The organism is Tunicatimonas sp., assembly GCF_049647865.1.
GTDB lineage: Bacteria > Bacteroidota > Bacteroidia > Cytophagales > Cyclobacteriaceae > Tunicatimonas.
On the sequence record NZ_JBARYM010000191.1, the window covers coordinates 1 to 16,064 of the forward strand.

Annotated in this window: 19 protein-coding genes; 9 read left to right on the top strand and 10 right to left on the bottom strand. The window is 42.6% G+C overall.

From position 1 onward, the window contains the following. Positions 1–240 precede the first annotated feature (240 nt). Positions 241–1,053 (bottom strand): DUF547 domain-containing protein, encoded by an 813-nt coding sequence (locus WBA23_RS05760; protein WP_424581297.1) that lies wholly within the window; start codon positions 1,051–1,053, stop codon positions 241–243. Between the two features lie 125 nt (positions 1,054–1,178). Between WBA23_RS05760 and WBA23_RS05765 the strand changes: the two genes are divergently transcribed. Next, positions 1,179–1,913, top strand: coding sequence for a TIGR04283 family arsenosugar biosynthesis glycosyltransferase (locus WBA23_RS05765; protein ID WP_424581298.1), 735 nt, complete (start codon positions 1,179–1,181; stop codon positions 1,911–1,913). 250 nt (positions 1,914–2,163) lie between these two features. Further along, positions 2,164–2,748, top strand: a complete 585-nt coding sequence (locus tag WBA23_RS05770) for a DUF4136 domain-containing protein (RefSeq protein ID WP_424581299.1) — start codon at positions 2,164–2,166, stop codon at positions 2,746–2,748. A gap of 64 nt (positions 2,749–2,812) precedes the next feature. On the opposite strand, the gene WBA23_RS05775 is transcribed toward WBA23_RS05770, so the two are convergent. From WBA23_RS05775 to WBA23_RS05810, 8 genes are all read right to left on the bottom strand, one after another. Next, on the bottom strand, positions 2,813–3,631 hold the full coding sequence (locus tag WBA23_RS05775; RefSeq protein WP_424581300.1) for an ABC transporter permease: 819 nt from the start codon (positions 3,629–3,631) through the stop codon (positions 2,813–2,815). Next, positions 3,624–4,574: an ABC transporter ATP-binding protein gene (locus WBA23_RS05780; protein ID WP_424581301.1), complete on the bottom strand. Its 951-nt coding sequence runs from the start codon at positions 4,572–4,574 to the stop codon at positions 3,624–3,626. Before WBA23_RS05780 ends, WBA23_RS05775 begins: the two co-directional genes overlap by 8 nt. A 31-nt stretch (positions 4,575–4,605) precedes the next feature. Further along, positions 4,606–5,166 (bottom strand): DUF4252 domain-containing protein, encoded by a 561-nt coding sequence (locus tag WBA23_RS05785; RefSeq protein WP_424581302.1) that lies wholly within the window; start codon positions 5,164–5,166, stop codon positions 4,606–4,608. Further along, on the bottom strand, positions 5,150–5,689 hold the full coding sequence (locus WBA23_RS05790; protein WP_424581303.1) for a DUF4252 domain-containing protein: 540 nt from the start codon (positions 5,687–5,689) through the stop codon (positions 5,150–5,152). Before WBA23_RS05790 ends, WBA23_RS05785 begins: the two co-directional genes overlap by 17 nt. Continuing rightward, positions 5,686–6,195: a hypothetical protein gene (locus WBA23_RS05795; RefSeq protein WP_424581304.1), complete on the bottom strand. Its 510-nt coding sequence runs from the start codon at positions 6,193–6,195 to the stop codon at positions 5,686–5,688. The genes WBA23_RS05790 and WBA23_RS05795 overlap by 4 nt, the downstream gene beginning before the upstream one ends. Then, positions 6,173–6,694, bottom strand: a complete 522-nt coding sequence (locus WBA23_RS05800; RefSeq protein ID WP_424581305.1) for an RNA polymerase sigma factor — start codon at positions 6,692–6,694, stop codon at positions 6,173–6,175. The genes WBA23_RS05795 and WBA23_RS05800 overlap by 23 nt, the downstream gene beginning before the upstream one ends. Positions 6,695–6,780: 86 nt before the next feature. Continuing rightward, a complete protein-coding gene (locus WBA23_RS05805) occupies positions 6,781–7,242 on the bottom strand; it encodes a hypothetical protein (protein ID WP_424581306.1) in 462 nt (153 codons plus the stop codon). Positions 7,243–7,297: 55 nt separating this feature from the next. Continuing rightward, entirely contained in the window at positions 7,298–8,023 is a 726-nt protein-coding gene (locus WBA23_RS05810; RefSeq protein ID WP_424581307.1) for a hypothetical protein, read from the bottom strand. A 290-nt stretch (positions 8,024–8,313) separates the two neighbouring features. Here WBA23_RS05810 and WBA23_RS05815 point away from each other — a divergent pair, with 290 nt between their 5' ends. Next, the gene (locus tag WBA23_RS05815; RefSeq protein ID WP_424581308.1) at positions 8,314–8,781 is read left to right on the top strand and encodes a TonB-dependent receptor plug domain-containing protein; all 468 of its coding nucleotides are present in this window, start codon (positions 8,314–8,316) and stop codon (positions 8,779–8,781) included. Positions 8,782–8,942: 161 nt separating this feature from the next. Here WBA23_RS05815 and WBA23_RS05820 read toward each other — a convergent pair whose 3' ends face one another. Then, on the bottom strand, positions 8,943–9,206 hold the full coding sequence (locus WBA23_RS05820; protein ID WP_424581309.1) for a hypothetical protein: 264 nt from the start codon (positions 9,204–9,206) through the stop codon (positions 8,943–8,945). Between the two features lie 193 nt (positions 9,207–9,399). Between WBA23_RS05820 and WBA23_RS05825 the strand changes: the two genes are divergently transcribed. From WBA23_RS05825 to WBA23_RS05850, 6 genes are all read left to right on the top strand, one after another. Continuing rightward, positions 9,400–11,112, top strand: a complete 1,713-nt coding sequence (locus WBA23_RS05825) for a T9SS type A sorting domain-containing protein (RefSeq protein ID WP_424581310.1) — start codon at positions 9,400–9,402, stop codon at positions 11,110–11,112. 164 nt (positions 11,113–11,276) lie between these two features. Further along, complete coding sequence (locus WBA23_RS05830) at positions 11,277–12,794, top strand: circularly permuted type 2 ATP-grasp protein (RefSeq protein WP_424581311.1); 1,518 nt, start codon at positions 11,277–11,279, stop codon at positions 12,792–12,794. Between the two features lie 134 nt (positions 12,795–12,928). Beyond that, complete coding sequence (locus WBA23_RS05835) at positions 12,929–13,879, top strand: alpha-E domain-containing protein (protein WP_424581312.1); 951 nt, start codon at positions 12,929–12,931, stop codon at positions 13,877–13,879. A 5-nt stretch (positions 13,880–13,884) separates the two neighbouring features. Then, entirely contained in the window at positions 13,885–14,739 is an 855-nt protein-coding gene (locus WBA23_RS05840; protein WP_424581313.1) for a transglutaminase-like domain-containing protein, read from the top strand. Between the two features lie 219 nt (positions 14,740–14,958). Continuing rightward, positions 14,959–15,525, top strand: a complete 567-nt coding sequence (locus WBA23_RS05845; RefSeq protein WP_424581314.1) for a class I SAM-dependent methyltransferase — start codon at positions 14,959–14,961, stop codon at positions 15,523–15,525. 137 nt (positions 15,526–15,662) lie between these two features. Continuing rightward, the gene (locus WBA23_RS05850) at positions 15,663–15,896 is read left to right on the top strand and encodes a hypothetical protein (RefSeq protein ID WP_424581315.1); all 234 of its coding nucleotides are present in this window, start codon (positions 15,663–15,665) and stop codon (positions 15,894–15,896) included. Positions 15,897–16,064 lie beyond the last annotated feature (168 nt).

The window sequence follows — 16,064 nt, forward strand, 5'->3', positions numbered from 1 at the left end:
CAGGAGATTTTAGTTGGGTAGGCACCCGGACCGATTTGATCTTCGGCTCAAACTCTGAGCTACGGTCTATCGCTGAAGTCTACGCTTGCCAAGATTCCAAAGAGAAGTTTGTGAACGACTTTGTAGCGGCTTGGACTAAAGTGATGAATTTAGATCGCTTTGATTTGAACTAATCCGCAATTAAGTGATTTGCAACATGAAAGGGAGGCTATCTTAGCTTCCCTTTTTCTATTTTTAGCCCTATCTCGCTGCCGTCTTTCCTACACTTAATTCCGTGTAGTTGCCCAATTCTAAGGTCCAGTCGTAATCTTGAAAAGATAAAGATGGATCAGCTTCTTGGGGGATTACCTTGTATTTCCGCAAAAAATCACGAATGCCGCTTTTACCTCCAAAATCGCCTCGGAACCAACTAAACAGCGAAGTCACATTCACCTTTTCATTTTCCGCTTCGTAACTGCTAGTACGCGTCAAGAACTGTTGAGCAATCTCATCCAGTTGCTCGTCCATATAAGGTGCATCGTAGACTGCAATGTAAGGACAGCTTTTGGCTCCGCAGTTCAACGCAAAGTGTATTCGCCCATCAGCTTTATCGGTCCGGAAAGTACGCTCATATTTGTCAGCGAATGGATCGGATACTAGCCCTAGTAGCCACTTAACTTTTGAACCCCGGATAATACCGTGCTCAATTTTATCCAGACTGATTAGTTCGCCCGCTATTGTAATCTGGTCTTTCTTAAAAAAAGCTCCCCGGTCTTCAAATAGCTCCGGCTGTTTCGTCAGAATATGCTGCACGTAGCCGTTGTACACATTAATCCAGAAAGCCTTCTTCGACTCATCAGTATCCAGTTCAGCCGATAACTCTTCTACCGAGACAGTTGCTAGCTTGTCCATAATCTGAGCAGCATCTTTTCCATCGCGGGCAGCACGCACTAATTCTTTAGAAAGAGTCACGTTAGAGTATGATTTTTTGTGGGAAGCCTGCGGCCCTTTTTTAGCTGAAGAGCACATCAACAGCAAAGAAGCCGAAAAAAGCAAAAATATATTAGTGAACATTTTCATAAATTTAGTATTTAAAGTAGTAGATAAATCCGCTAGTGGTTATTACTACGTACTTTTAAGAGAAACAGATTTGCGGTAGTAACTAGAAATGCAAACAAAGGCTGTGAAGTGTACCAAATATGAAGATAAGTGTCATTATTCCGACGTACAATGAAGAGGAAAGAATAAGTAAGTTAGTGACTTACTTGTTAGAGCACCACAATACGACATTAGCCGAAGTTATTGTCTGCGATGGGGGTAGCACCGACAGTACTGTTGCCCTAGCGGTAGCTGCCGGAGCTTACGTATTGCACTCTCCCCGGAAAGGGCGAGCCGCTCAAATGAATTATGCTACTAGCCAAGCCCAGGGAGATATTCTATATTTTATTCATGCTGATACCCTGCCCTCTCCCGATTACCTGAGCGATATTGTTAATTACGTACAGCAAGGCTATACCAGTGGTAGCTACCGCAGCCAGTTTGAAGATGAGCACCCTTTTTTGAAACTTAATGGTTTTTTAACGCGCTTCAACTGGATTTCCTGTCGGGGAGGTGACCAAACGTTGTTTGTTACGCGCGAGCATTTTGAGCAACTCAATGGCTACGATGAGTACTACATAGTAATGGAGGATTTTGACTTTATCCGCCGGTCGCGGAAAGCGGGAAAATTTGTCATCATGCCCAATACTGCCTTAGTCTCAGCCCGTAAGTACCAAGACAATAGTTACCTTCGGGTGAACGTTGCTAATAGCATTGTATTTCTGATGTACCGCCTCGGCTTTCCGCCCCAAACGCTGCTGAAGACGTACAAAAAGATGGTGCATTATCCCCGTTACTCTGACTCATCGAAAGTGCCGGTTAAGAACCAAGCATAACAATATGTTGCCTGAGCAAAATACGAAACGATTTAGTGCTTTTCCTTATCGCTCTTAACACTTTTTGCCTTTCATTGTTAGTAATAGCATAACTATCAGTCTATTAATACTGAATGTGTTAGAATCCTTCTGAAGAAATTTTTACTTCTAACAAATTTTTTAGATACGCTTATTCTTCTGCTGTACATTTAAAATAGATAGAATAGCAGCTAGAAGGCTAAATAACTTTTTTCAACTTAATCGAATAATTATGAAAAGTATAAAGGTATTAGGAATAATAGCCATCAGCCTTCTGTTGGTTCGTTGCACTACTTCATATTCAGTGCTAACTGACTATGATCGGGATGCCGAGTTTAGTGATTACACCACATTTTACTGGGCAGATGAATTTCAGCAAGAACACAGTAAAATAGAAGGAAATGAACCGCTATTTTACAATACGCTGATAAAAAAGCGCTTAAAGGAAGCTATTCAGCGAGAGATGGAAGGACGAGGCTATGCGCTATCTAGCGAGCGCCCTGATCTACTGGTGAACTCTCAAGTGGTAGTTGAAAACCGAATTAGCGGTTCACAAAATTATAATCCAGGTTTCTACGGATGGTGGGTTGGTGGTTCTTCGTTCAATAGCAATATTAGTCAAGCTAAGGAAGGCGATGTAGTCATTGATTTAATTGATCGAGAGCAGAAGCAACTAGTTTGGCAGGGGTACGCTCCGGGCGTGTTGGAAGTGAATATGGATAATCGAGAAGAAACTCTTAAAAATGCCGTAACATTGATCTTTTCCGAATACGGACGCCGAGCTGGTGAAGATCAGGCCGCCCGAGCTGGTAAATAATATGGTTTGAGTATAGAGTTAGTTAAAGCCGTATCTCCGTAATGAGGTGCGACTTTCTTGATAACTACCCACTGATGTCTCGCCCCTTTAACAGCTGGTAGCTTAGAAAGATAAACAGTACAGCGTAGGCTACTACTAAAGCAACATCACCCAAAGCTACGTAATCCTGCACCTCCTGAAACGCATATTTACCAAACGGCACCGGAATCAGGTTATTAATAGCCCGAATAGGAAAGTACTGGTGAAAAGTATACTGAGGATATATTTGCGATAGAATCAATGCGGTGATTGGCTCGAGAAAAAATGTATACAACGCCAGCAGCACAATAGCAAATCCGGTACGCTTGATTAACATTCCTACTAATAAAGCAAAGGTTAAAAACACTCCTACATCTAGAAAGTACGCCAGCAGAAAATCAGCATTTGTAAATATCACATCCAGCCCTTTTACCGGAGAATAGATTAACCCTAGAATTAAACCTAGGATGAATACGAAAAGCGTATTCACTACTGTAATCGTTAAAATAATCAGCAGTTTGCTAGTTAAGAACTCCCAGCGAGTGAGGCCATCGATTATGTGCTGGCGGATGGTTTTGTAGCTGTATTCATTGGTAATTGAAATCACCACAATAAAACCTAAAAATATGTTTAGGTAAGTCGCCATATACGTCAGATTCTGCCAGATGTCAGCAAAATCGTAGAAGGGCACCATCGATGGGTCCAGTCCGTTGATTTCTGCACCGTTCATGCTTGCCAAGTATTCCAGAAAGAAGCCTACTCCACTTAATACCAGTCCAAGCACCACGAAGTACAGTATCATCAGTATCCAGAACGGGCGATAACTTTTAAGCTTTAACCATTCAATAGCAATTAGTCTAGGCATGGTTAGTAGCGGTTTGGTTAGCGAGAGAAGATTGATTGGTTGAAGCTGGATCAGTTGCCAGAATCTGTAAGAATTGCTGTTCTAGGCTGTTAGTCCGTTGCGAAAGATGAGAGACAATAATTCCTCGCTCGATCAGAAATCGGTTCAGGTCAGTACTGCTCTGATTGTTATTTAATCGCACTCGTAAGAATTGCTTTTCCGGACGAACAGATTCGGTGTGAGTAAACTGCTGGATAGCTTCTTCCAGTGACTTCATATCACTAGCGGCAACTTCTACGGTATCGGTTCCGGTAAGGGCTTCGTCTACGCCTCCGGTGTAAATCAACTTTCCTTTCTTCAGCACCGCAAAGTGAGAGCAGACCTTTTGCACTTCGTCCAGCAGATGGCTAGCCAGAATTATGGTTTTTCCTTGCTGAGCAATTTGAACAATAAGTTGACGAATCTCGGCAATACCCTGCGGATCAAGGCCGTTGGTCGGTTCATCCAGAATCATCACGTCGGGGTCGGCTAGCAAAGCCGAAGCAATGGCTAACCGCTGTTTCATTCCCAGGGAGTAGGTTTTAAACGCATCGTTTCTGCGCTCGTGTAGGTCTACCGTTTGCAGTACCGTATCAATCCGGCTCTCGTCGGTCCCTTTAATGAGGGCAACAATCTTGAGATTATCTACCGCCGAGAGGTAGGGATAAAACACCGGAGTTTCTAAAATGGCACCAATCTTTTTACGGCTTTCGGCTGAAGGTGCTTCGCCAAACCAGCGGTATTCGCCACCACTCCTTTTAATCACATCCAGAATAATTCCTAGCGTGGTAGTTTTTCCGCTACCGTTCGGCCCCAGCAGGCCGAAGACTTGCCCTGGCTGCACTTCTAGCGACAAATTATTCACCGCGTGAACCTTACCGTAGTGCTTATGGAGGTTTTGTATTTGAAGAGTGGGAGTGTTCAATTATTAGGGTGTTAATGTGTTCGGGTGTTTACTATTCATTATCTTCCTCAAACTCTCCTTGTATCTGAGCGGCCAAATTTACTACACCTGCGATGTCCTCAAAATTGAAATCTCCCTGAAACAACTTAAGCAGAGCGGGTAAGTTGATAAAACCTTCCAGATCAGTAAGAATAATGGTATCATCGGTTTCTACCAAGCCTACTATGCCTTCGGGAGTATCATCATCTCCTAACGAGTACAAATGTACGTTTTGTCCGTCGGCTTGGAAAGTCATTAGCTCCTGATAATTTTCCTGCTCTACTTCCTTACTTAAAGTACGAATGGTTTGTTGAGAGAAGCCGTGTTCGTTCTTATTGTACATCAGCACCCTAAGTTTATCAATATCGTGGACCAAATTATAAAAATCAGGATGCTTTTCTATGTTGACCATCCGCAAGGTACTAGGATAGAGAAAGAACTTTTGGCTGGGCTGATGTTCTTTCAGGAAATCATCTACTGTATGACTCTGAGCTAGGCTAGCAAAAGAGCAAGTAAAAGCCAGCACGAATATGCTGGCTAATTTTAGGGTTTGTTGCTTACTCTTGGTCATCATCTCCTTCGTTGTCAATGTTCTCCAGATACTTCATACCGTCAATCTTCATTCCCTTGGAAATTTTAGAAATTTGCTTCAAGTCAATCTCTCCGTAAAGGCTGAGGGCTACAAATTTATGTTCACCTCCTACCAGCATCACCAGTTCACTAATCTTTCCGGCTTCTTCCTGGATCATAAAGAGCATATCGTCTTTACCGTCGCGGATTGACATTAGCTCTTCCATGTTTCCCTTTCGCACCTGCGATGTAGCATCTTTGAAGTACCGACGAGCATTGTTTACACTGTCGGAGACTAAAATTTTCAACCCTTCTAGTTTACTTACTGCTTCAGTTAGCTCTTTGGTGTCCGGGTCTTCAGGTTCAAATTCAGTAAAGAGGCTAAACATTTTGCTGGTGATGGTAACTTTGGTAAAGGCTTCATCATCGGCATATTTGTCAAATAATGGGGCAAGCACATTATTTTGGGCATTCACACCCAGTGCAAGTAATTGAATTGCGGTTATAATAATTATTAATCGTTTCATGGTATTTGTTTTTTTACAGTTTCTTGGGCTTCACTAAAAGTTTCTAATTCTTGCATATGCTGCGTTCCTTCGTTCATTAAGCTGGACACCAGCAGTAAGGCTTCTTTGGTTTGCTCGTAGGCCAACCGCGGGTCTTCGTACGTATCTTCTACCGTGGCTACTATACTATTTTCCGTAGTCGGATTTTCCCACTCTTTCTTAAATAGTATTGCGGCAAAAATTATGAATACGATAGCTGCTGCAACTTGCAAAGCAGGTCGAAAAGTTAGCCATCGTTGCTTCGCTTGTTTCCGCTCAATACGCTGAGTAAGCTGTTCGTCAAACCGCTCATCAAGCGTACGAGACTGTGTATTTGACTGGTAATACCGAAACAGAGCCGCTTCTTTTTTCAAATCAGCCGGAGCTTCCTCCTCCTGAAAGTAGCGTTGCAACTGCGCTTCTTCTTCCAGCGAAGTTTCTCCTTCCCAGTACTTTTCTACGAGTTCACGGATGGTGGTCAATTCCATAAGCATTCATTTTTATTAACTGTTCGCGCAGCGCTTTTCGAGCCCGAAACAGGTTCACTTTTACTTGCGCGAGGGGCATATCCAGAATTTTGCTAATCTCCTGATACGTGTAGCCCTCCATATCGCGTAATTGTAACACCTGTTGCTGGGCAGCGGGCAAGCGTTGCAGCAATTGATCGATCGTTTGTAATACATCCCGCATTTCGGCCTGGTCGTACGGTGACGGGTCATCGTGCGCCTTCTGTCCGTCGGTAAGTTCCTGCGTATTACGGTAATGTCCGGATTTTAGCCGGTTCAGTGAGAGGTTGCGGGTCACTTGCATGCACCAGGCCTCTACGCTGCGGTACAGATGAAGGTCTTCCCGCTGGTTCCACGCTTTAATGAATACTTCCTGTACCACATCTTGGGCTTCGTCTTCGTTATTCAAGAAGCGCAAGGCAAAGCGATACAGCTTATTCTTTACGGGGAGTACACGGGTTTTAAATTCTTCCAGTACCATAGTTATCCCGAAGACAACTGACTGAAACAAAAGTTACAAGGAAGGTGGAAAAAAGTTTTTATCGGGTGCGGGGTGAATTTCAAACTTTACTGTTCTCTTTCCAGCACCACGCTGAGCTGTTGCAAACTATTATGAATTTTAAGACTTGATGGGTTAACGGTAAATACCAGTTCCCCTTCGGTAAAAATAGCAGAAAAAACATTGCCCCATTCGGGTTGACCTACCAGTGTACTAGCTAAACCAGGAACCGAAAATGAGCGTGGTCCGGTGTACTCAAAAGTTCCCCATATACTGTTGGTCGTATTACTTCCCTCAATACTGGGTGGATCAGTAGTATCGTCAAAAGTGACAATCACGTCCATGCCCCGCGAGTTCTCCTCCGTTTTGGCAATTAGCTCACCTTGTTCGTAATCTTCGTAAGCAATCACTCGCCAGGTGCCATTGAGTGACTTCACTGAGGAGTCATCCCGAACTTCTAGACTTTTAAAGTCGTCTTCATCGCAACTAAATAGAAGTACCAATAAGCTAAGTGCTACTAGCTGTTTCATCGTCAACTGTTTATTTAAAGACCCTTAAGCAATCGTTTTGGTTGTAGAGAATATTTTAAAAGTAGTAATTGAGAATAAGGATTCTATCTAGGGAAAGCTGATTGACTAAGTTTATTCGGGCGGCAGTACTGCTTAATTGAGTGTTTTCTCCTGGTTGAGCACTAGCGTCGGTACGCTCTCGGTTGTTACTGCTGTAGGTGAAGTCTAAGCTTAGCAGATTGGTCTCTACCGAAAATCGCTGAGTGATGAAGTAGTAAAACCCACCTTGCATCCCGGCACTGATAAGATGGTTTCGGGTATCGAACGTACGTAGTTGGTCGTTAATTGGATCATTATTAACCCGAAAATCTTGTTCAATGATTCCGCTATTATATTGATACGATACCTGCGGTTGCAAATACGCGCCAAAGCGTTCGGTAATAGGTAGAAAACGGCGTAAAAAAGGAGTCAAACCAACTGTAGTAGATTCTTGTACTGATCGATCGATAAAGTCATTGCCAGAAGTTGTCTGCTCATTATTAGCAAACCCTACTGTAAACGATACTCCGTAGGCCCAGCGGTCATTAAAGAACTTTCCGTAAGTAGGGGATAGACTGAAGGAATTGTTCCGCGAAGTTCGCTGATTGGTAAAATTACCACCTTCGTTCTCATTGTCGGAAATGTTTACCGATAAACCGCCACCAACAAACGACCGTCCTACACCTAAGTAAGGATTTTCTTGCGCTAAAGCGGTAATTGCAATAAGAGCAAAACCAACTACTGATAACAATATTTTTCTCATAGTAAAGATAGGTTTAGTTACCAACGATAGCACAAATCTTTAGCCAGATTTTACAGAAATCCTGTTCGGCAACAACTATATTTTTTCTATTTTCAAAGTAATATCGGAGGCTTCTTTAAGCTGCTTTTCTTATTGCTCAAAACAAAAAATTTGAGCACCTCGCCGTCAATTTCTTACCTTAACATTATTTAACAAAATCTAGGAATTCTCAAACGGGTAGTTACTGTTGAGTAAGTGAATGAGGGGATAGCGTAGCAGCGAGAAAATCAGGTAACTAACCCTTGATGATTATGAAAACATACAGAAAATATATATCCGGTTTATTAATATTACTAATAACCGCTACGGCAAGTGTAGCATCTAACAAAAGCGCGTCGGCAGTATATAATCCATCTCAGTTAAAGAGGAATTACAATATAGACCTACGGGATATTTCTCGTTCAGCCGCATTTGCTGACCATATTTTGGTGATGGATGAACTACCGCAAATGGCAGCATTTAATGTACTGGAAACCTTACAAGGCCGAGTACCGGGGGTGTGGGTAACTAACTACGGCTGGAACACCCACGTTTCTATCCGAGGTAGCTGGCGAAGTCCGCTCTACGTGATTGATGGTATGCCGGTAGATGCTACTGCAGTTAATATGATGAATCCCAGCGATGTATCCACCATTGAGGTACACAAAGGAATAGCTCCGGTGATGTACGGGGGGAGAGGAGGCAATGGGGCTATCATTATTAATACAAAGCGGGGGTGAAAAGTGACGCAGAATTAAAACTTAAGCTAATCCGGTAGGTCGCCACCTGGTAGACCGACAGGCAGCGGATCTTAGCCTTTCTGAGCTAAGAGAAGCTGCCTATTTTTATAAGCTAGACATTGAGGCTTAATTTTTCAACTTTCTAAACTCTAATTTGATTCCTACCCTTCATTGCTCCGCCGCTTAAACTCGTTAAAGATTTGCCGTTTGCGCGCGTGGTACCAAATAGCCAGCAATATTGAAGCAGTAGCAATGACCACCGTGGCTACGAAAATAGCTGTGTTCTCACTATCGGCAAAAAAATACAGTAGCAGAAAGCCCGCTAGTAGCAGTAGTGAAACTATCATTCCTCGTACAGAATGTTGACGAAATCGCTGGCGCAGTTCTTCGTCTGTTAGCTGCATTAATTTTTCTTTATTACTCATATTTCAAACAAGTGATAGAACCCTAATTTGTTTGGCTAATCCCTACGAAAGGGCTTTAAGGTTGTTCTGTACTGCACTAATTTACAAATTATAAGAAAAAACTCTCTCACTATGTTTACTTCAATCGGTGGGAAGATATAAAGCGGGTAAATAGATCATTGGATATTCTTTCACTCGTGACCCGTACCGAATTATGATAACTTTTACCATTCACCTTTTTTATTTACTTGTTGCCTCATTAATTATCTTCTCCACTCATAATTTACTAGCCCAGACTCCTATTGTTAATGAATACCAAAAAGAACTAATTGCCCTTGATGCCGAAGCTAACTCTGATGAGCTATACTTAGATGTCGACCAAGATGTTTCAGTAATGAGTGTACCAAGCTATTGGGTGGATAGCCTGAATCGCTATGTCGAGAGTTCACTTCGAATTTATGAAAATCAGGGCTCTAAATGGACTGATGTATTTGATGTTTCTCACTATTTTCATTCCGTGGCGGTCGACCAAGGAGTAGTGGTGGCTGGTAGTTTAGCATCCAATGCAGTACACGTATACGAGAAAAAATCAGGCAATTGGCAGCAGACAGCAGAAACACGTTTACCAGTTTCTATTATGAATGACTATATCAATATTGGTCAGAAAGTAGCTATAGCTGATAATATTATTGCTGCCCATGCTACTACTGCTGCCGCTAATCCTCGTAGACGCACATTACACATATTTGAAAAAGTTAACGGAATATGGAAATTCAATACCATTCTTAACCAGTTTTCGGAGGCAGAGAGCTTCGCAATATCGGATGAGCAAATTGCAGTAGCTACAGGCAAAGTCAATGAAGAAATCTACCTATACGACAAAGTGGGCAGCAATTGGCGGTTGACATCCAAGTTGAAACCTGAATTGGATAAAGCATTCAGGAGCATTGATATCAATGGAAATACAATAGCGGCTAGTAGTGCGGGGAGTATCTCTATTTTTAAGAAAAGTTTTAGAGGAAAATGGTCGCTAAGCACTAAGATACAAGCTACTGATCTGCCAGTAGCCGATTCCATCCCCCTAAATGCGAATCTCAGGATTAGCTATGTTTCTGACACTTCCATTATAGCTGGTACATACGTATTTAAGAAGCAAGGAGGAGTTTGGCAGCCTCGGTTGCGTTTGGAGGCTTCAAATAGAGAGTTATTAGGTAGTGGCAGTTCAGATGGTAAGACAACATTATTCGCTGCTAGTAAGAGGCGGGGAGATGGTTTGCCATACACAGGGAGCCCTTACTTCTTCAATGCCGCTAGCCCATTTTTAACCATCAACCATCCTGTTATTACTGATTGGCTGGCCGAGCGGGAGCTGTATGAGGTTGATCCTATTGAGCGTACCGTAGTTCCCATACAAGATTTGTATAAATCGGGCTACAACTTGCTGGTGGAGGCTATCGAAGGCGAAATATCGGGCATGGAATTTAGGTTAGAAGGTCCCGTAAGTATGGAAAGAATTGATAAAACGGCTCCCTACACTCTTTTCGGTGAAGACGATGAGAAGCTAGCGTTTAATCCACAGGCCGGTGAATATACCCTTACCGCAACTCCCTACTACGAAACCGGCGGGGAAACCCACTACGGTGAATCGCAGACCGTAAATTACCTGCTTACCGAAGAAGAGGAAACCCAGGTATTTCCTAATCCGGTTCAAGAGGAGCTATTTGTTCAAAGCAGTACTATTGAAAAAATAGTGGAAGTGAGCTTTCAATCCATCTACACTAAAAAGAAATACTTCGTATCTAAAAGTAGTATCACGTACGATGGTGAAACCTGGCGCATAGAAACTGCCGAATTACCCGCAGGGTATTATATTCTGGAGATTATTACTCCTACCGAAGTAATAACCCAGCACGTACTCAAAAAGTAGGCCTCTATTAACTCAATCGGGGTTAGGTATATCCTGCTATTCTTAGAGATGGCAGGATTTTTTGATTTATAGAAATGACTAATGGCTAATGGCAGAATAACCTGATATTATTCGGTAATTGCTAGTTTCTGTTTACTTTGCTAATTATTGTGTAACCGCTACTTATGAATAATGTACCTAACTTAACCTCGCTATTCGATCAATATCCTCAGAGCCGAGAATTTCTAGATGAGGTCTTTGACGAGTCTGGTACCATTAGAGCTCAGTACCAGGGCATTTACAGTCACTTCTCTCAGTTACCGTTATCCGACTTTCACGACCTATTCGATTATGCCAAGAAATCTTCCTTTGATCAGGGTATCACGTTTAACGTTTATTCTGACTCTCAGCAAGGTGTAGAACGTATTTTTCCGTTCGATCTATTTCCCCGAATTATTACTGCTCAAGAATGGAGTGCGCTTGAGAAAGGATTGACCCAGCGTAATCGGGCGTTGAACCTATTTTTAGCCGATATATACAATGAAAAGAAAATACTAAAGGACAAGGTAGTACCGAAAGAACTAATTTTTTCCTCTAAGAATTACTGTAAAGCGATGATGGGCTTCGCCCCTTACGGTGGGATTTACGTTCACATTTCGGGAACCGATGTAATCCGTCATAAGGATGGTGAGTTTTATGTGCTAGAAGATAATTTGCGCTGCCCTTCGGGGGTGAGCTACGTTCTATCTAATCGCATGGCAACCAAGCGTATTTTGCCCAACTTGTTTTTTAATAGTCAGGTACAACCGGTAGTAAATTACCCCGAAGCGTTGCTGGATGCACTTAAGAGTGTGACCCCGCCCGGCACTGACCAGCCTTTGTGTGTGCTGCTCACACCGGGCGTCTATAACTCAGCTTACTACGAGCATTCTTTTTTGGCACTCCAAATGGGAGTGCAACTGGTAGAGCCTCGCGACTTATACGTTGAGAATAACTTTGTATATATGAAAACCATGCACGGTCCCAAGAAGGTAGATGTGGTATACCGTCGTGTTGATGATGAATTTTTAGATCCGCTAGTGTTTCGTCCTGATTCTCTGCTAGGGGTGCCGGGTATCATCCACGCCTTTCGGGAAGGAAACGTTACGCTGGCAAATGCCCCGGGTACCGGAGTAGCGGATGATAAAGCAGTATACACCTACGTTCCCGATATTATTCGCTACTATTTAGACGAAGAACCGCTGCTTAAAAATGTGCGTACCTACCGCTGCGAAAAGGACGATGATTTTCAGTACGTACTAGAACACTTGCACGAATTGGTAGTGAAGCCGGTAGATGAATCGGGCGGGTACGGAATATTTATCGGCAATAAAGCTTCGCAACAAGAGCTGGCTGATTTTAAGGAAGTGCTTAAAAGCAATCGCCGAAAGTACATCGGGCAGCCAACCATGGCTCTTTCGGTGCATACTACCTATATTGAAGATGAACAGCAATTTGAGCCTCGCCATATTGACCTACGCACCTTTGCCCTAACCGGTCACGAAATGGAATACGTGTGTCAGGGAGGATTAACCCGGGTGGCGCTACGGCGGGGTAACCTAGTTGTGAACTCTTCGCAGGGTGGCGGGTCCAAAGATACTTGGGTACTTCAGGAACATACCGAATCAGCTACATCGCACCAGACGCAAAGTCAAAGTCAATAATGAATACAGTGTTATAGTATTAGTGTGCTTTAGTGTTATAGTTATCTTCACTTAGCTTTATATCTATATCACCCAAACACCGCGCGGCGGTCACTATAATACCTAGCACTAAAATACCATAACACTACAAACGTATGATGCTTTCTCGAACTGCTAATAGTCTTTATTGGATAGGACGCTACGCCGAACGGATAGGACAACTAGCCCGTTACGTTTCGGCTCAGTATTTATCCTCATCCGACCTTCCACCATCGCTGAACAAAGAGCTGATATTGGAATCGCTACTATTCATGACCCAGGCGAGCGAAGCTTTTGAGCAGAAACAAGCCTCATTAACCGATAATGAGGTAATCACTTTTCTCACCATAGATGAGCAATATCCGTTCTCGGTAAAAAACTACATCGGAATGCTAAGGGAAAATACCCGAGGAGTTCGCAGCAGTATCTCTACTGAATTATGGGAAGCCATTAACCGCTTTTACCATACTACCCAGTCCTTTTCAACCGATGATTTAACAAGAAAAGGCCCCTACGACTTCTGCAAGCACTGCATGGATAATACGAGCATCATTAAGGGGGTAATAGACAACACTTTACTAAGGAACTATACTTGGTCACTAATTTACACGGGAATGCACCTAGAGCGAGCCTTACAGATTAGCCAAATACTCCTAGCTAAACTAAAAGATGTGCACCGGATTCCTGATGAGCAGATGAATCCAGCTATTAGTAATTATCACTGGGCCTCACTACTACGAAGTGCCGGAGGCTTAGATATGAGTCGTAATCACTACGGCACTCACCCTACCCAAAAGCTGGTGACCGACTTTATTATTCTTAACCGCAAATTTCCTAAGTCTATTCTGTATAACTTGGAGAAACTTAAGCTGCACCTACGTGTTATTAGCGATGGTCAACCTATTACTCCCGATTCCGTTGAGTTTACAATTGGTAAGCTAGCAGCGCACGTTCAGTACATGACCGTGGAAGAAATTATTGATCAGGGTGAAGATTTTCTCCAGGATGTGAATCAGGAACTTTATGCCCTTGGAAATGAATTGGAGCGCCAGTACTTTACTCTTTAAACTGAATGGTTGCATATCGCATTCGCTACGAAGCTGAAAACCACTACGAACACGTAGTTCAGGAAGGGCTATTTGAGTTTTTGGTAATGCCCTGCGAAGATACTACTCAAACAATCAAAGAAGTAGCGATCAGCAATACCCTGAACCGACCCATATTTCTGGCGAAAAATTCTTTTGGCTACGACATCACTTGTTTCCGGGTAGATGAACCCTTCACCCAGCTTGGCTTCAGTGCCGCTTGCCTGGTAGAGAAGCAGGAAAATATTCTTCACTCAGTAGCCGAAAGTCTCACTCAGGAAGAAGAGCAGCAGGTACTTCAGTCGGAAGATTTTCTGGTAGATCGCTACCTATATATCATGCCTACTGATCTTACCCAACTGCCTATTAAGCAGATTCCCCAATCCTTACTTTATCAAAAAGAGCAGCCCCTATTTAGCTACATCAGTTCCCTCAATCAGTCCATTTACGAAATGATGGAGTACCAGTCGGGTGTAACCACGTTCACCACTCCGGCCACTGAGGTGCTAGCGAACTCTCGGGGTGTTTGCCAGGATTACGCTCATCTGATGCTGGGCATCTTACGACAGCAGGAATTACCCTGTCGCTATGTATCGGGCTATCTCAATCAGGATGAGGGAGTAGGGATGATTGGTTCAACCCAAACCCACGCTTGGCTAGAGGCTTTTATTCCCAACATGGGCTGGGTAGGCTTTGATCCTACCAATAACCTGATGTCTGATGAGCACTACCTTAAAATTGCCGATGGTCTCGACTACCGCGATTGCAGTCCCCTCAAAGGTCACATCCGCCCCGGGGTAATTAACCAAACCAACCATGTAGTACACGTGGTAGAGCAGTAGCTTTTCCTCACGATTTACTTATTATTCACTTTCAAAAGACAGTAGATGTTTTACAGCGTTTAACTATGTCCGATAGATATCGAGGAATTTTTTTGGTGACATAATGAGTTTGGAGTCTATTTTTTTATTTTTATCAGCAAGCTTATCAAAATAGAGATCCGGCAAACGAAGGTACCAGCACGTTCATATAGATAACATATTTAATGTAGAAGAACCAAAATGGCAGTAACCTATGACAAATATTATCAGACTGAACACTTATTCGGAGAACCATATCCAGAACTGATTGAGTTTTTTGCTGAATATTATAAAAAAGGAAAGGTATTAGATTTAGGTTGCGGACAAGGTAGAGACGGAATTTCTTTGGCTCGACTTGGCTATGCTGTTACCGGAGTTGACAACTCTAAAGTCGGAATAGAGCAAATGAATCAAGTCGCTCAATCCGAAAATTTGAATTTAGTTGGACTAGTCGGAGACATCTATTCCTTTAACAATTTTAGCGAGTTTGATTTTATACTGCTTGACAGTATGTTTCATTTTGCTAAAAAGGATAAGAAACAAGAAATCGGACTAGTCGAGGAAATAGTATCGCAGGTCAAGGCTGGTTGCTTAATCATAGTCTGTATCCAAGACACCGGGAATAAAGTTCAAATTCTGAACCAAGCACTTGACTTTAGTGGACACCTCGACCGACTCGCAAACAAGAAGTTTAAATACATTTTTGAAGATGATGAAAGTGACCATAAATCTGAATCTGACTATCGAATGATCATAGCTGAGAAATAGAAGAACCAAGCGCAATAACGTATATGGGCTAAACTCCTCAGAATATGACGCATATACCAACCGGTGTAGTAACTCATGCATCTGCAAGATCAAAAAATACGTTAGTTTGTAGAATGAGTTTATAAACTAGTTGAACTATGGAGATCAAACTAAACATAGGATATGAACAGTTGATTGCTATCATTAATCAACTACCTACTGCTGAGGTGCATAAACTGAACGTAGAGATTGAGAGGATTTCAAACAAAAAGAACAGCAGTACTGCGGATGATTTAGAGAGCCTAATTACTGATGGGCCAGTGATGAGTGATGAAAAATATCGTGAGTTTGAAGAAAACCGAAAAGACTTTACTCAAGATGTAAAGTATTAGAGATTGCCATAAAAAATATATCACTCCCAAAGGATACCTGACTTACAAGTTATCGAAGAATAAACGCATCGGTGCGTTTATAGGGCCATTATCTACGGTGTAAAGTATGCGCGACTACTACTTAGAAATTCTGAAGCTCCCTCCTAATGCTACTGAGAAAGATATAAA